Source organism: Sediminibacillus albus, from assembly GCF_900101125.1.
In the GTDB taxonomy this organism is placed as follows: Bacteria; Bacillota; Bacilli; order Bacillales; family Amphibacillaceae; genus Sediminibacillus; species Sediminibacillus albus.
This window is the reverse complement of record NZ_FNFL01000001.1, coordinates 1,066,202-1,079,037: the sequence shown is the minus strand read 5'-3', so window position 1 is coordinate 1,079,037 and position 12,836 is coordinate 1,066,202. Positions and strand designations below refer to the sequence as shown.

Below are 12,836 nucleotides of genomic sequence, written 5' to 3'. Positions count from 1 at the left end.
GAAAGGACAGCTTTCTGGCAATCCTAGTTCAACAATCTCAACTAGATTTTTCCTTATTGTAACAATCGCCGCATAAGTTGGGCAACTTATCTGTTTTGAAGAGTAGAATAGAATCTTTTTATCTTATTTGGTGTTTCCTTTTTAGTAATGTTTACCCGTTCCAGCAATTCTTCAAAAACCTTTTTTCCATGATCCCTGTCGCGTGCTTCTACTTCGAGTTCAAAATCCGCTTCGCCGTTAAAGCTGCTATGGTCAAGTACTACAATTGTTTGTTTATAATCTGTTTCGATTCGTTTCGTTTTCAGCTGGCCTCCATAGACTAATTCAGCAAAGTCAATCCCTAGCTGATTGAGCTGGACTGCTACCTGCGGTTTGGGAATAATATTCCCTTCCAGCCAGGATTGTGCTTCGAGTTCGGTTAATGTGTCATGCGTCTCTAGGAGCCCTTCCTGATGAGGTTCTTTAAGAGTTAATTGCCACTGCTTGTTTTTTTCCCTGATCCGCAGTGCCGCTCCATGCTTTTTTAAGTCGAAACCAGCTGTCTCGAAATAGTGATTGGTATGTGTTTGGGCGTTAGATTCATCTGCTTGTAAAAAGCCCTTTAAGCGGTTATATTCTGATTCAGTCAGTAGATTTTTAAATTCAATTTCTATTTCCTGTGCCATTACATGTTCCTCCAATCAAATAGGCTTGTTTTTTATTATGGTGCAAACAAACATGAAAATGCAAAAGTTAACGTCCTAAGCAAAATTAGTGGTTTTTCCGCAAAACGTATTAACCAATCATCCCGTGCTTTTATGATACAATTGACATGTATTTTGTCAGATATTTATGACAGTAGTTTGAAACACGAGTATGATGGTTGAAGGTGGTATGTATTATGAATTGGGAAGCCTTTCTTGCTCCATATGTCCAGGTGGTCGAGGAATTAAAGGTGAAATTAAAAGGGATGCGGGCCCAATTTGAGTTTGAATCCAGGCATTCGCCGATTGAATTCATTACTGGAAGGGTAAAACCAGTACCAAGCATTCTTGAAAAAGCTCATCGTAAGCATTCTACAATGGAAGAAATCGAGGATGAGATTCAGGACATTGCTGGTGTAAGGGTCGTCTGTCAGTTCGTCGATGATATTTACACTGTTATCGACATGATGCGGACACGAAAAGATTTCACGATTATTGAGGAGAAGGATTATATATCATGCAAAAAGGACAGTGGGTATCGATCCTATCATATGATCATTGAATATCCCGTGGAAACGATCCATGGAGAAAAGATGGTAATCGCAGAAGTCCAAATCCGTACGCTTGCCATGAACTTTTGGGCGACGAATGAGCATTCTTTAAACTATAAATATGAAGGGCAGATTCCTGCCGATATAAAAGCCAGGCTGAAGCGTGCCGGTGAGGCAGCCTTTAAACTGGATGAAGAAATGGCAAAAATTAAAGACGAAGTACAAGAAGCACAGCGAATATTCCATAAAAATAAAAGCAGCCACTGAGGGAGGCAGATGAACAGTTATGAAATTTGCAATTACTTCTAAAGGGGATAAAAAGTCTGAAGAATTAAAAGCTACTATTAAGCAGTACTTGATTGACTTTAAGCTAACTTATGATGAGGAAGAGCCTGACTTAGTAATATCTGTTGGCGGAGACGGCACTTTTCTTGAGGCTTTCCATACATATATTGATCGACTGGATAAAACTGCTTTTATCGGGATTCATACCGGGCATTTGGGCTTCTATGCAGACTGGGTGCCTGATGAAGTAGAAAAACTAATCATAGAAATAGCCAAGAACCCTTTCCAGGTGGTTGAGTATCCTTTATTAGAAGTAACAATCTGTCCGAAAGGGAGTGGACAAGTCGACCATTTTCTAGCTCTCAATGAATGTTCGATTAAGACTGCCGAGGGATCAGTGGTGCTTGATGTAGAAATCAAGGGTGAGCATTTCGAAACATTCCGCGGGGACGGGTTGTGCATTTCTACTCCTTCAGGGAGTACGGCTTATAATAAGGCATTGGGCGGCGGCATTATCCACCCTTCGCTGGAATCGATCCAAATTACTGAAATGGCATCGATCAATAACCGTGTATTTCGGACAATTGGTTCTCCATTGATTCTGCCGAAGCACCACGCCTGTGATTTTCGGCCGATCTATGATAAAAGCTTTTTGATCACCATCGACCATATAACGAAAAATTATTCAAATGTGGAAAAAATAGAATGCAAGGTAGCTGAAGAAAAGATACGGTTTGCCAGGTTCCGCTCCTTTCCTTTTTGGAAAAGAGTGCATGATTCCTTTGTCTCCGATGAACGCTAAAGCTATTTTAATGAAAAGGTGAGAAACGTGAAATGGAAGATTTCATCCGGGCATGATGGCATGCTTATTAAAGAATACTTACAGCAAATTCAAGGGTTTTCCCGGAGAATCCTTAAAGCAGTCAAGTTTGACGGCGGAACTATCCTGCAAAATGGAAAACCGGCAACTGTCCGGAAAAAATTGACTGCTGGCGACAGGCTGCAAGTAATCTTTCCGCCTGAACAAAGAGGAAACCATATGCAGGCTGCTAATGTCCCGTTGCATCTTATTTATGAGGATGACGATGTCCTTGTGCTGGACAAGCCGGCAGGTATTGCATCGATTCCATCCCATCAACATCCATCAAGTACAATCGCTAATGGCCTGATCAACTACTATGAAAAAAAACAGCTTGCTTACACTGTCCATATAGTGACAAGGCTTGACAAAGACACGTCAGGACTAATGTTAGTTGCTAAACACCGGTTCAGCCACTCACGTTTATCTGACCAGCAAAAGCAGGGCTGTATTAAGCGCAGCTACTCCGCATTTGTCGAGGGAAAGATGGAGCAAAAAGCAGGAACAATTAATGCAGCCATCGGAAGAAAGCATGGTTCTATTATTGAACGAGAAGTAACAGAGCATGGACAGCAGGCGATTACCCATTATCAAGTGATAGAAGAGCTTGATGGCTATTCATTGGTTGATATCCAATTGGAGACAGGCAGAACCCACCAAATCCGCGTCCATTTTTCTTATATCGGCCATCCGCTGATCGGCGATGATTTATACGGGGGTAACAGCAGCCGCATTGCCAGACAAGCGCTTCATTGTAAAACCTTGGCATTCAGCCACCCGGCAAGCGGAGAACGCCTGGAATTCACAGCAGAAATGCCCAAGGATATGACCTCCTTGCGAAAGTGTTGAACGGGGTGCTGCTCTACTTCAGAGTAGTCGCTCCACTTAAGCGGAAAGTTGATCTACTTTGGTGAAGAGTCGCTCTACTTGCAGGAAAAGCTGCTCTACTTCGGGGTAGTCGCTCCACCTAAGCGGAAAGTTGATCTACTTTGGTGAAGAGTCGCTCTACTTGCAGGAAAAGCTGCTCTACTTCGGGGTAGTCGCTCCACTTAAGCGGAAAGTTGATCTACTTTGGTGAAGAGTCGCTCCACTTGCAGGAAAAGTTGCTCTACTTCGGGGCAGTCGCTCCACTTAAGCGGAAAGTTGATCTACTTTGGTAAAGAGTCGCTCCACTTGCAGGAAAAGTTGCTCTACTTCGGGGTAGTCGCTCAAAGCCGTTAGACATCTCGCAACTTCATTAAATGAATCAAGTTAAGGCGCCGGATTTTGCCCAGCGCCTTGTTTTTTATTCATCGAATGAGCGGAATTTTTCTTCCACATAATCCTGGTTGGAGGGGACGGAGATGGTTTCTTCTTCTAGAAGCCGAAATGCTGTTAGTTTATTTCCGAATACACATCCGGTATCGATATTGATGGTTCGATTAACTATTCTTGGTTCCTTTACTGGAGTATGGCCATATACAATCCATTGGTCGCCTGAATAATGGCGGGCCCAGTCTCTTCTTACAGGACGGCCATCCTCGTACGTTTCTCCAGTTATGTCTCCGTAGAGAACGAAAGTCTTAACTTTTTCGCCTGTTTTCCCAATTAACGCTTCCCTAATACCTGCATGAGCTACAACGGCCTGCGCCTCGGGAAGCTGCAAATAAAGGGGGGAGTCCTCGTATAATTTCATGAACTGTTGGCGGATGGCTTGTTGATCCTTGCTGCTTAAAGCTTTGTACTCTGCCACGGTAGTTTCAAGCCCGTGCTGCTGTTTGACATTGTTGCCCAGAAAATAACGGTAAAGCTTATTGCAGTGATTTCCAGGGACATATTTAGCTGCTCCTTGGCTGATTACCATGTCATAGACTAGTTTGATAACCGATATAGAATCTGGGCCGCGGTCGGTCAGGTCGCCAACAAAAACAGGTGTCCGCCCGTCGGGATGGACAGGAATTCCAGCCTCACTAATTTGGTACCCCATTTTACGAAACAAGGCATGCAATTCATTGAAACAGCCATGAATATCACCGATGACATCAATTTTCATTATATTTTCCTCCTTAAATACCGATAAAAAAGGGAAGGGTGGAAGCTACTTGATATAGCATATCCACCCTCATAATTAATCAAACATATATTGTTTTGTCCGTGAGCGGATATTCAGTGCGAGGCCTATGGCCAGCATATACGTCAGGGTTGAGCTCCCTCCGTAACTTAGAAACGGTAGCGGCAGGCCGGTAATCGGTAAAAGCTGTATCGACATGCCGATATTTTGAAAGATTTGGAATGCGAACATACCAATAAGCCCTGTCACTAAAAAGCTGCCAAATTGGTCATTGCTTTGTAAAGCAATATAGAGAAGACGATAAATCAACAAGAAAAGCAAGGTAATCACAATACTGGCTCCAATGAAACCAAACTGCTCGGCAATCGCCGTGAAAATCATATCTGTATGACGTTCAGGAACATCGACTTCAAAGTCCCGAAGCCCTTTACCTGTTAGCTGACCGGAACCAATCGCCATCATCGCTTTTTTTAGCTGGTAACCAGAGTCTAAATACTTTTCAGGCTGCAGCCAGCCGTAGAATCGGCTTTCTACGTGTTTAAAAACACTTTCTTCCAGTGTTGCTCCAACAGTTTCCGGAAACATAATGGATAGCACCCCCGCTGCACCGATAAAAAGTAATAGAATCATGGTTACGGCAAATAAGACCCGCCAGCGGATACCGGAAACCAGCACCATGCAGCCAACGATGGCAGCCAGCACGAGAAAACCGCCTAAATCAGGCTGGACAGCAATTAACCCCATAGGCGGCAAGCTGATGAGCATAATTTTAAACAATAGCCAAAGGTCACTATTATTGGTTCTTAGTTGAAATTTTTCGTTATGTTTCACCATAATATGTGCTAGTACAATTACTAATATCACTTTAAAAAACTCTGCCGGCTGAATGGTTCCTATCCCTGGGAATATAAACCAGCTTGTCGCATTATTTGCTGTATGGATTATCTGCGGAGGAAATCCGAAGAAGAGCATCAGTAAGGTGATCATGCCAATTCCATACAAGTACCAGGAGACTTGGCGGAAACGATCATAGTCTATCAACATTACCCCAGCCACAAGTATGCTGCCCGCTATATACCAGACAGCTTGCCTAATATAACTATTATCCGGAGCATTAGCCGGTAAGTAAGGTTCAACAGTATAAAGGGTAAGACAACTGACAAGACCTAATAAAAAGACGATGAAAATCAGCGTGTAATCTATATTTGTATTATTTTTATTCATAGGGTTCCCTTTCCTTCTCGATTGCTTGGAATCTTTTGATGATCCGATGTGAAGACAGCCTTTTTAAAAGAAAAACCAGGGCATAAAAATCTACAGCTTATACGAAGAACATCTAAAGTGGATATAAATGCAAAAAAGTATCTGAAAATAAATTTTTCAGATAGAATAGTAAATAAAATTAATCGAACTGATTCAAAAATTCGCGATCATACATATTTCAGTGTACATCAAAAACCTGTTTTTTTTAAGCATTAGCAGTACTCTTATTAATGTTAAGTTAAAAACATAACAATATGTTCACTTTTCTGTCGTTGACAAATTGCTGAACGGAACTTACGATAATACGGTCTAGGCGATAAGGAGGGTTAGGATTATGGAGCATTTAGATGAACTAGAACGGGAGCAATATTGGGAAAAAATCCAGGACGCCTTATTTAATGAGCAAATTGATCAATTTCGTGCTGAGTTTTTGGAACTTCATCCCTATGATCAGGCGAAAATATTTGAAACACAGTCGGAAAAAGTCCGAATGCAAATTTATTCATACTTATCGTCTGAAGAAATTGCCGATGTAATGGAAAATATCGATATAGATGATATAGAACCATTTTTTTCCGAGATGACACCGCCATTTGCTGCCAATGTTCTGGCAGAAATGTCTACAGATGACGCGGTAGATATTTTAAATGAATTGGATAAGAACAAAGTTGCTAGCTTTCTTACCATAATGGATAAAGAAGCAGCAGGGGAAATCAAAGAGCTGCTTCATTATGAAGAAAAGACAGCAGGGAGTATCATGACAACGGAGTTTGTCGTCCTTAATGCCAATTTGACTATTAAAGAAGCAATGCGGCATTTAAGGAAGGAAGCTCCTGAAGCAGAAACCATCTACTATACGTATGTGATTGACAATCAGAAACGCTTGGTAGGCGTTTTGTCATTGAGGGATTTAATTATTGCTGAAGGTGATTGGCTGGTTTCTGAAGTCATGAGTGACCGTGTTGTTTCGGTTCCTGTCGGAGAAGACCAGGAAGAGATTGCTCAAATGATGCGCGACTATGACTTTCTGGCCCTGCCTGTCGTTGATTTTCAGAATCATTTACTTGGAATTATAACGGTCGATGATATCATGGACGTTATGGAAGAGGAAGCAAGCGATGACTATTCCAAGCTTGCCGGTATTTCTGATGTAGATGGACCGGACGATAGTGCATTTACTTCAGCAAAAAAGCGGCTGCCTTGGCTGATCATCCTATTGTTTTTAGGAATGTTGACAGCCAGTTTAATTGGCCGTTTTGAAGACACCTTGGACCAAGTAGCCATTTTGGCCATTTTTATTCCATTGATTGCCGGGATGGCCGGCAATACTGGGACACAAGCCCTTGCCGTTGCAGTTAGAGGAATTGCGACCGGCGAGTTTGAAAAGCAGGGCAAGTGGAAAATGATTGGCCGTGAAGCAGGCACAGGCTTGATAACGGGTACTTGCTGTGGTGTGTTAATCACCTTGATTGTTTATTTTTGGCAAGGGGATATCTTTCTTGGCCTGTTAGTCGGTATTTCGATTATGGCAACATTAATTGTCGCTACTATCGCTGGATCGTTAATACCGATCCTTATGCACCGGCTGAAAGTGGACCCGGCGGTAGCATCCGGGCCATTTATCACGACGATAAATGACATTATTTCCATTTTGATTTATTTTGGAATGGCTACAGCATTTATGAATCTATTATTACATTAAGGAGGTTAGAACAATGGAGCATGGAGAATCAGTTACCTCCCTTGTGATTGTTATTTTAGCTGCTTTTTTTACTCCTATTTTAATGCACCGCTTGCGGTTAAAAGCCATTCCTGTTGTGGTTGCTGAAATTATCGTCGGATTAATTATCGGACACAGCGGCTTTAATATTGTGGATGACAGTACTTGGCTGGAGACCTTATCGACATTAGGGTTTATTTTCCTGATGTTTCTCAGCGGACTGGAAATTGATTTTTCGATTTTCGCTAAAAAAAGGAGAAAAAATAAAAATAATACAACGAATCAGGCGCCGAATGCGGTGGTGGTTGCCACAATCGTATTCCTGGCCATCCTCATCCTGTCGTTAGGTCTATCCTATTTATTTGTGCTTGGCGGGTTTATCGATAATATGTTCCTGATGACATTGATCATTTCGACAATATCATTAGGTGTAGTAGTGCCGACACTGAAGGAAGCGCAGGCAATGAAAACTACTGTCGGGCAGACGATTTTATTAATAGCCGTCATCGCCGACCTGGTTACCATGATTTTACTTGCAGTATTTGTATCCTTTTATGGAGAAGAAGCAGGCAATATGTGGCTGCTGTTGATACTGTTTGGAGCAGGCATTCTGCTTTATTTTGTCGGCAAACGATTCCGAAATCAAACCTTCCTGGAAACGATGTCGAAAGGGACGATCCAAATAGGCACCAGAGCAGTATTCACATTGATTATTTTTCTTGTTGCCCTGTCTGAAACAGTCGGAGCCGAAAATATTTTAGGAGCCTTCCTTGCTGGTGCATTGGTTTCTTTGTTATCCCCAAACCAGGATCTCGTCCAGAAGCTGGACAGCTTCGGATATGGTTTCCTGATTCCTATCTTTTTTGTGATGGTTGGGGTAGACATCGATCTCTGGTCATTGTTCAGTGACCCGAAGGTGCTCGCATTGATACCGTTGCTGTTAATTGCCTTATTGTTATCGAAGCTGGTACCGGTGTTGATTATGAAGAAGTGGTACGACTGGCGAACGGTCTTTAGTTCCGGGATGATTCTGACTTCTACCCTTTCGCTGGTAATAGCAGCTGCTACCATCGGCGAGCGAATGGGTGTCATTGACGACCAAATGGAAGGTGCTTTGATACTTGTAGCTGTATTGACTTGTTTGATTACACCGCCATTTTTTAAAAAGTTCTATGTGAACAGTGCGGAACCTGACCATAAGCAGATTGTGGCTTTTATCGGCACTAATCAGGCAACCTTGCCGGTAGTGAGAGAGCTTGATAATAATATCTTCGAGATTTATATGTACCATACAAAATTAGAAAAAATCGACGAAAAGATCAGCCGCTCGATTTTCGATATTAACCAGCTGGAGAGCTATGATATCCCTCTTATGGAGGAAAAAAACGTGTTCGATGTTGACATGCTTGTTGTTTCCACTGGTGAAGAAGATAAGAATGCTGAGATTGCCTCTTATGCCAAAGAAAAAGGCGTTGATCGCGTAATTGCCCGTGTCGAGAAACCAGGCTTGGACAAAGAGTTGAAGGAGAAAGGCATAGATGTTTTCTCTGTGCTGTTATCGACAAAAACATTACTTAAAGCGTTGATTGTGGCACCAAGTGTAGTTGATATTTTGACCAATCAGGAAAGTGCGCTTTATGAAATCACCATGAGCAACCCAGAATACAATGAGACATTGATCAGAGAGTTTCCATTCACCGGTGACGTCATCATGGTCCGGATTTTCCGGGGCAAAGATTCGATTGTTCCTCATGGAGATACAGAATTACGGCTTGGTGACCGTCTGATTGTAACGGGGTCATCTGAATATGTGGAAGAACTGCAGTCCATTTTGGAATATAGAATATAAAAACTCATATCGCTAATCCTATGATAATCCTGCCTGCAAATGTTCGGGCAGGATTATTATTTTAAGATGGCGAATTCTTTTGATAAGCAGTTATGCGAAAAGGGTGTGGAAAAAGAGGGTGTTCCATGGCAATTGATTATCGTAGAACCAATTTAAACAGCGTGCTTGTTTCCATCAAAAAACTTAGTAAATAGATTGTATTTCGGTGCCAGATTCGATAAGATAGGAATAGTATCAGGTACTAATAACTAGTGATAATTTTTTAAAAGATACCTCAAGGAGGACGAAAGCATGAACTTTTCATTAGAGGGCCGTACATATGTAGTGATGGGTGTTGCCAATAAAAGGAGTATTGCCTGGGGAATTGCCAGGTCGCTGCATGAAGCAGGAGCCCGGTTAATTTTCACCTATGCCAACGAGCGTTTTGAAAAACCGGTTAGAGATTTAGTATCAACATTAGAAGGGCAGGATGCTTTGTTTTACGAATGTGATGTTACAAATGATGAAGCGGTTGACGCTACATTTCAGCAAATCGGCAATGATGTTGGCACTATTCATGGACTTGCCCATTGCATCGCTTTTGCAGACAAAGAAGACTTGAAGGGTGAATTTGTCGATACTAGCAGAGATGGTTATCTCCTTTCACAAAATATCAGTGCCTACTCGCTTGTAGCAGTCACCAGAGCTGCCAAGCCACTTATGACTGAGGGTGGAAGCATTGTAACAATGACTTATCTTGGCGGCGAAAGAGTTGTCCAAAATTACAATGTGATGGGTGTTGCAAAAGCAAGCCTTGATGCCAGCATGAAGTATTTGGCCAACGATTTAGGCAAAAACAATATTCGTGTCAACGGAATTTCCGCCGGCCCGATCCGCACCTTATCTGCAAAAGGGGTTGGAGACTTTAATACCGTTTTAAAGCAAATTGAGGAAAAAGCGCCACTGCGCCGAACAGTAACACAGGAAGAAGTCGGCGATACTGCTTATTACTTGATGAGCGATTTATCCCGCGGCGTAACAGGAGAGATCATCCACGTCGATTCCGGATTTAACATCTTAGGACTATAAGAGATAACCGCATGCCAAATGGTGTGCGGTTTTTTGTTTTTTAAAATCGTAAATTGCTGCCCCGATGCCTTCCTTATTATATAGTGAGTGGTTTTTCTATTCAGATAGGCACATTTCCTATATTTCTTCATATAATGTCTGGAACAGTTCTGAATAAGGGAGGAAGCTGAATTTATGAGTCGAAACGATAAAAACGCACGGGAACCTATGCTTTACATCACCCAGCCAAGTCTGGAAAAGCCTGCTGCTTCCATGCAAACCAACTACCGGACGCCAAGAAAAAAGAAACGGAAGCCGGCAGATAAGATTCCCGCGGCTACAAAAGAGATGAGAAAACGCCATTCAGGCAAAGAACCGGAAGAAGTTTCAGCAGTTGATATAGTAGAAGGAGAGATATATAAAGAACTTTCTGATGATTCAACGACAGAGCACAGTGAATCTGCTAATAAAGATGAGTTAAAGGGGGAAAGGGAGGAAGTACAAGAAGAATCACCGGAGAACGCGGTAACATCCCAGCGGACAAAACGTAAAAGGTTCAGGGATATGACGATTACAGAAAAAGTGGATTATTTTGTCGGGATTCCGCAAACAGTTCCCCGGATGAAATGCGAGGTAACTACGGATAACCAAACTTATCGAGGGGTAATTTACGATCGCCGTAATGACGTTGTTTATATGAAAACGATAAAACGGCCCTTTAAAGCAGAAATCAAACAGCAGGAAATTAAAAAAATCCGTTTGCTGGGATTCTAAGTACAGAGGGTCCGGCCACTGAATAGCGACCGGACCCTTGTTTCCATTACAATAAAAATTACAGTGCGCTGATAGCTGGAAGACAAGTTACATGGCAGAAACAATTCAAGTCAACGGTGATACAAATACCAGTTACTTCAAGGTCACTAGTATCTTGGTCTACTGGTGATTTCGGGTCATCATCGTGGTCATCAGTTTCGCGCAATAGCTCCAAAACTGCACAACCATCTTCGTCTACAGACTTAACCCGGAAATAAAAGCTGCTTGTCGCATCTCCTAGATCGCCAGCTGGGACACCATAACCCTTGAACGGTTTACAATCCCCTTTACAGTAAAGAATTACTGGTACAGTATCCAATCCGTTATTGTTCGGATCATTACCGCCTAGCAAATCACTGATTGATTGCTCACAACTGGTGGTACAATCAGAAAGTACATCTGACTGTGCATCAGCGATTTCTCTTAGAATGTCGGCAACACAGCTGCCTGTTTTATAGTCACTTCCACAACCCATTCTATCTAACCCCTTTCCAATGATGATTGACTTTTGTCTCTACTAGAATATGTACAGCGCAGGTTAGTGTGTGGGCAAACACCTCTCTTCCATAAAAACATTTTACTTCGCTTCTTAGCAGAACAGGGCGGATGTCCATACCCAAATCAAGACATCAACATAGGATAATAGCGATCAAGGTTTTATAAAAGGGCAGCAGTTTTAACAGCTAAACCTATATTGTCGTATCGGCAGGAGGACGACAGAACTCCTGCTACTAAGAGCATAATAATAAGGGAGTGAAAGAAGCATGTCAGAAAAGAAAAAAGTGATTTACGTTAAAGATCTTGTCATCAAAGCGGATAACGTGACAGTCGAACCAGCTCAATCCCGGCATCAGGTGGATCCATTTTTCGGCCCGAGACGGATAGAATCAGAGGAAGTTGAAGAAAAAGTAGATGATGAAGTATTAGGTGATGAAGACGACAAAGAGAATGACAAAGAGGATGGAGGAAGAAGACCATTCAGTTGGATATAAAAACCAGGGACAGCTGTTTTGCTGTCTCTTTTTGTTACCTTTAAGGTGTTAAGAAAATTGTAAAGGAGTCACAATATGGATGACAATCACCGTACTTTTCCTATGAAAAAAAATCTGCAGGTTATTGAAAAGCATCTTGAGAAAAACGAGAAGTGGCTAAGGCTTCCTGAGAAGTCAATGGCCAAGCTGGAAAAAGAGTCAGCAGTTTTCCACAGCGATTTCACTAAGCAAATAGCCGAGTTTGAAGCTGTCATGGCTGATTTAGAAAAGTTTTTAAATGAGTATTAAGGCCTAGTATATTTTTCGGGAAAGCGGGTATAGATAATTGAAATAGCATGCATTTGAGATGGAGGAGGAAAACAAAATGGGATATATGCTGCCAGTACAGCTTTACCAGTACCAGGATTACCAGGAACGTGTAACGAGAACCAAGCAACGTCCTTTTTATATTGATGGCGTATATAAAGCAAACTTCAGCACCAGGCATAAAGAAATCGAAGCAGAAGAGAGCCGGAAGGACAGCCATAATCACCAGGATGTCCAACCCTCGCACCATTCTCTATATGCTCCCCGAACTATCCATAAACCGATAATTACCGAAAAAGTTTATGCAGATGTGACAGGAAAAGGGCGGCTGTTTAGCGAAACTATATAACAAAAGTATTGGTTCACTCCGGAATGGAAGAAAGTTCCCAAAGGGGTGGACTTTTTTTTGTATTGTAAA

General features: G+C 42.1%; 14 protein-coding genes. 10 read left to right on the top strand and 4 right to left on the bottom strand.

What is annotated here, in order from left to right; all coding sequences use genetic code 11:
• Positions 1-86: 86 nt before the first annotated feature.
• A complete protein-coding gene (locus BLR93_RS05570; RefSeq protein WP_093211982.1) occupies positions 87-665 on the bottom strand; it encodes a CYTH domain-containing protein in 579 nt (192 codons plus the stop codon).
• A gap of 215 nt (positions 666-880) precedes the next feature.
• Between BLR93_RS05570 and yjbM the strand changes: the two genes are divergently transcribed.
• Genes yjbM through BLR93_RS05555 form a run of 3 tightly spaced genes read left to right on the top strand, consistent with a single transcriptional unit; the run spans position 881 to position 3,227 of the window.
• Positions 881-1,501, top strand: a complete 621-nt coding sequence (gene yjbM / locus BLR93_RS05565; protein ID WP_093211980.1) for a GTP diphosphokinase — start codon at positions 881-883, stop codon at positions 1,499-1,501.
• Between the two features lie 19 nt (positions 1,502-1,520).
• Positions 1,521-2,321, top strand: coding sequence for an NAD kinase (locus BLR93_RS05560; protein ID WP_093211978.1), 801 nt, complete (start codon positions 1,521-1,523; stop codon positions 2,319-2,321).
• Between the two features lie 27 nt (positions 2,322-2,348).
• Entirely contained in the window at positions 2,349-3,227 is an 879-nt protein-coding gene (locus tag BLR93_RS05555) for an RluA family pseudouridine synthase (protein ID WP_245690069.1), read from the top strand.
• 436 nt (positions 3,228-3,663) lie between these two features.
• On the opposite strand, the gene prpE is transcribed toward BLR93_RS05555, so the two are convergent.
• Complete coding sequence (gene prpE, locus BLR93_RS05550; RefSeq protein ID WP_093211976.1) at positions 3,664-4,410, bottom strand: bis(5'-nucleosyl)-tetraphosphatase PrpE; 747 nt, start codon at positions 4,408-4,410, stop codon at positions 3,664-3,666.
• Positions 4,411-4,485: 75 nt separating this feature from the next.
• Complete coding sequence (locus BLR93_RS05545; RefSeq protein WP_093211974.1) at positions 4,486-5,652, bottom strand: FtsW/RodA/SpoVE family cell cycle protein; 1,167 nt, start codon at positions 5,650-5,652, stop codon at positions 4,486-4,488.
• 373 nt (positions 5,653-6,025) lie between these two features.
• Here BLR93_RS05545 and mgtE point away from each other — a divergent pair, with 373 nt between their 5' ends.
• The 4 genes from mgtE to BLR93_RS05525 all read left to right on the top strand — a co-directional run bounded on the left by mgtE (position 6,026) and on the right by BLR93_RS05525 (position 11,081).
• The gene (mgtE, locus tag BLR93_RS05540) at positions 6,026-7,393 is read left to right on the top strand and encodes a magnesium transporter (RefSeq protein WP_093211972.1); all 1,368 of its coding nucleotides are present in this window, start codon (positions 6,026-6,028) and stop codon (positions 7,391-7,393) included.
• Positions 7,394-7,406: 13 nt separating this feature from the next.
• Positions 7,407-9,260 (top strand): monovalent cation:proton antiporter family protein, encoded by a 1,854-nt coding sequence (locus tag BLR93_RS05535; RefSeq protein WP_093211970.1) that lies wholly within the window; start codon positions 7,407-7,409, stop codon positions 9,258-9,260.
• Positions 9,261-9,551: 291 nt separating this feature from the next.
• On the top strand, positions 9,552-10,328 hold the full coding sequence (fabI, locus tag BLR93_RS05530) for an enoyl-ACP reductase FabI (RefSeq protein WP_093211968.1): 777 nt from the start codon (positions 9,552-9,554) through the stop codon (positions 10,326-10,328).
• A 174-nt stretch (positions 10,329-10,502) separates the two neighbouring features.
• A complete protein-coding gene (locus BLR93_RS05525) occupies positions 10,503-11,081 on the top strand; it encodes a CotO family spore coat protein (protein WP_093211966.1) in 579 nt (192 codons plus the stop codon).
• 58 nt (positions 11,082-11,139) lie between these two features.
• Here BLR93_RS05525 and BLR93_RS05520 read toward each other — a convergent pair whose 3' ends face one another.
• Positions 11,140-11,595: a CotY/CotZ family spore coat protein gene (locus tag BLR93_RS05520; protein ID WP_093211964.1), complete on the bottom strand. Its 456-nt coding sequence runs from the start codon at positions 11,593-11,595 to the stop codon at positions 11,140-11,142.
• A 289-nt stretch (positions 11,596-11,884) separates the two neighbouring features.
• Here BLR93_RS05520 and BLR93_RS05515 point away from each other — a divergent pair, with 289 nt between their 5' ends.
• The 3 genes from BLR93_RS05515 to BLR93_RS05505 all read left to right on the top strand — a co-directional run bounded on the left by BLR93_RS05515 (position 11,885) and on the right by BLR93_RS05505 (position 12,767).
• Positions 11,885-12,112, top strand: a complete 228-nt coding sequence (locus tag BLR93_RS05515) for a hypothetical protein (RefSeq protein ID WP_093211962.1) — start codon at positions 11,885-11,887, stop codon at positions 12,110-12,112.
• A 75-nt stretch (positions 12,113-12,187) separates the two neighbouring features.
• Positions 12,188-12,400, top strand: a complete 213-nt coding sequence (locus tag BLR93_RS05510) for a hypothetical protein (protein WP_093211960.1) — start codon at positions 12,188-12,190, stop codon at positions 12,398-12,400.
• 76 nt (positions 12,401-12,476) lie between these two features.
• On the top strand, positions 12,477-12,767 hold the full coding sequence (locus tag BLR93_RS05505; RefSeq protein WP_093211958.1) for a hypothetical protein: 291 nt from the start codon (positions 12,477-12,479) through the stop codon (positions 12,765-12,767).
• The last annotated feature ends 69 nt before the right edge of the window (positions 12,768-12,836 follow it).

Excerpts from the sequence above, each read along its gene's own strand:
- BLR93_RS05570 (WP_093211982.1), bottom strand. The coding sequence starts at position 665 with ATGGCACAGGAAATAGAAATTGAATTTAAAAATCTACTGACTGAATCA.
- yjbM (WP_093211980.1), top strand. The coding sequence starts at position 881 with ATGAATTGGGAAGCCTTTCTTGCTCCATATGTCCAGGTGGTCGAGGAA.
- BLR93_RS05560 (WP_093211978.1), top strand. The coding sequence starts at position 1,521 with ATGAAATTTGCAATTACTTCTAAAGGGGATAAAAAGTCTGAAGAATTA.
- prpE (WP_093211976.1), bottom strand. The coding sequence starts at position 4,410 with ATGAAAATTGATGTCATCGGTGATATTCATGGCTGTTTCAATGAATTG.
- BLR93_RS05545 (WP_093211974.1), bottom strand. The coding sequence starts at position 5,652 with ATGAATAAAAATAATACAAATATAGATTACACGCTGATTTTCATCGTC.
- mgtE (WP_093211972.1), top strand. The coding sequence starts at position 6,026 with ATGGAGCATTTAGATGAACTAGAACGGGAGCAATATTGGGAAAAAATC.
- BLR93_RS05535 (WP_093211970.1), top strand. The coding sequence starts at position 7,407 with ATGGAGCATGGAGAATCAGTTACCTCCCTTGTGATTGTTATTTTAGCT.
- fabI (WP_093211968.1), top strand. The coding sequence starts at position 9,552 with ATGAACTTTTCATTAGAGGGCCGTACATATGTAGTGATGGGTGTTGCC.
- BLR93_RS05525 (WP_093211966.1), top strand. The coding sequence starts at position 10,503 with ATGAGTCGAAACGATAAAAACGCACGGGAACCTATGCTTTACATCACC.
- BLR93_RS05520 (WP_093211964.1), bottom strand. The coding sequence starts at position 11,595 with ATGGGTTGTGGAAGTGACTATAAAACAGGCAGCTGTGTTGCCGACATT.
- BLR93_RS05515 (WP_093211962.1), top strand. The coding sequence starts at position 11,885 with ATGTCAGAAAAGAAAAAAGTGATTTACGTTAAAGATCTTGTCATCAAA.
- BLR93_RS05510 (WP_093211960.1), top strand. The coding sequence starts at position 12,188 with ATGGATGACAATCACCGTACTTTTCCTATGAAAAAAAATCTGCAGGTT.
- BLR93_RS05505 (WP_093211958.1), top strand. The coding sequence starts at position 12,477 with ATGGGATATATGCTGCCAGTACAGCTTTACCAGTACCAGGATTACCAG.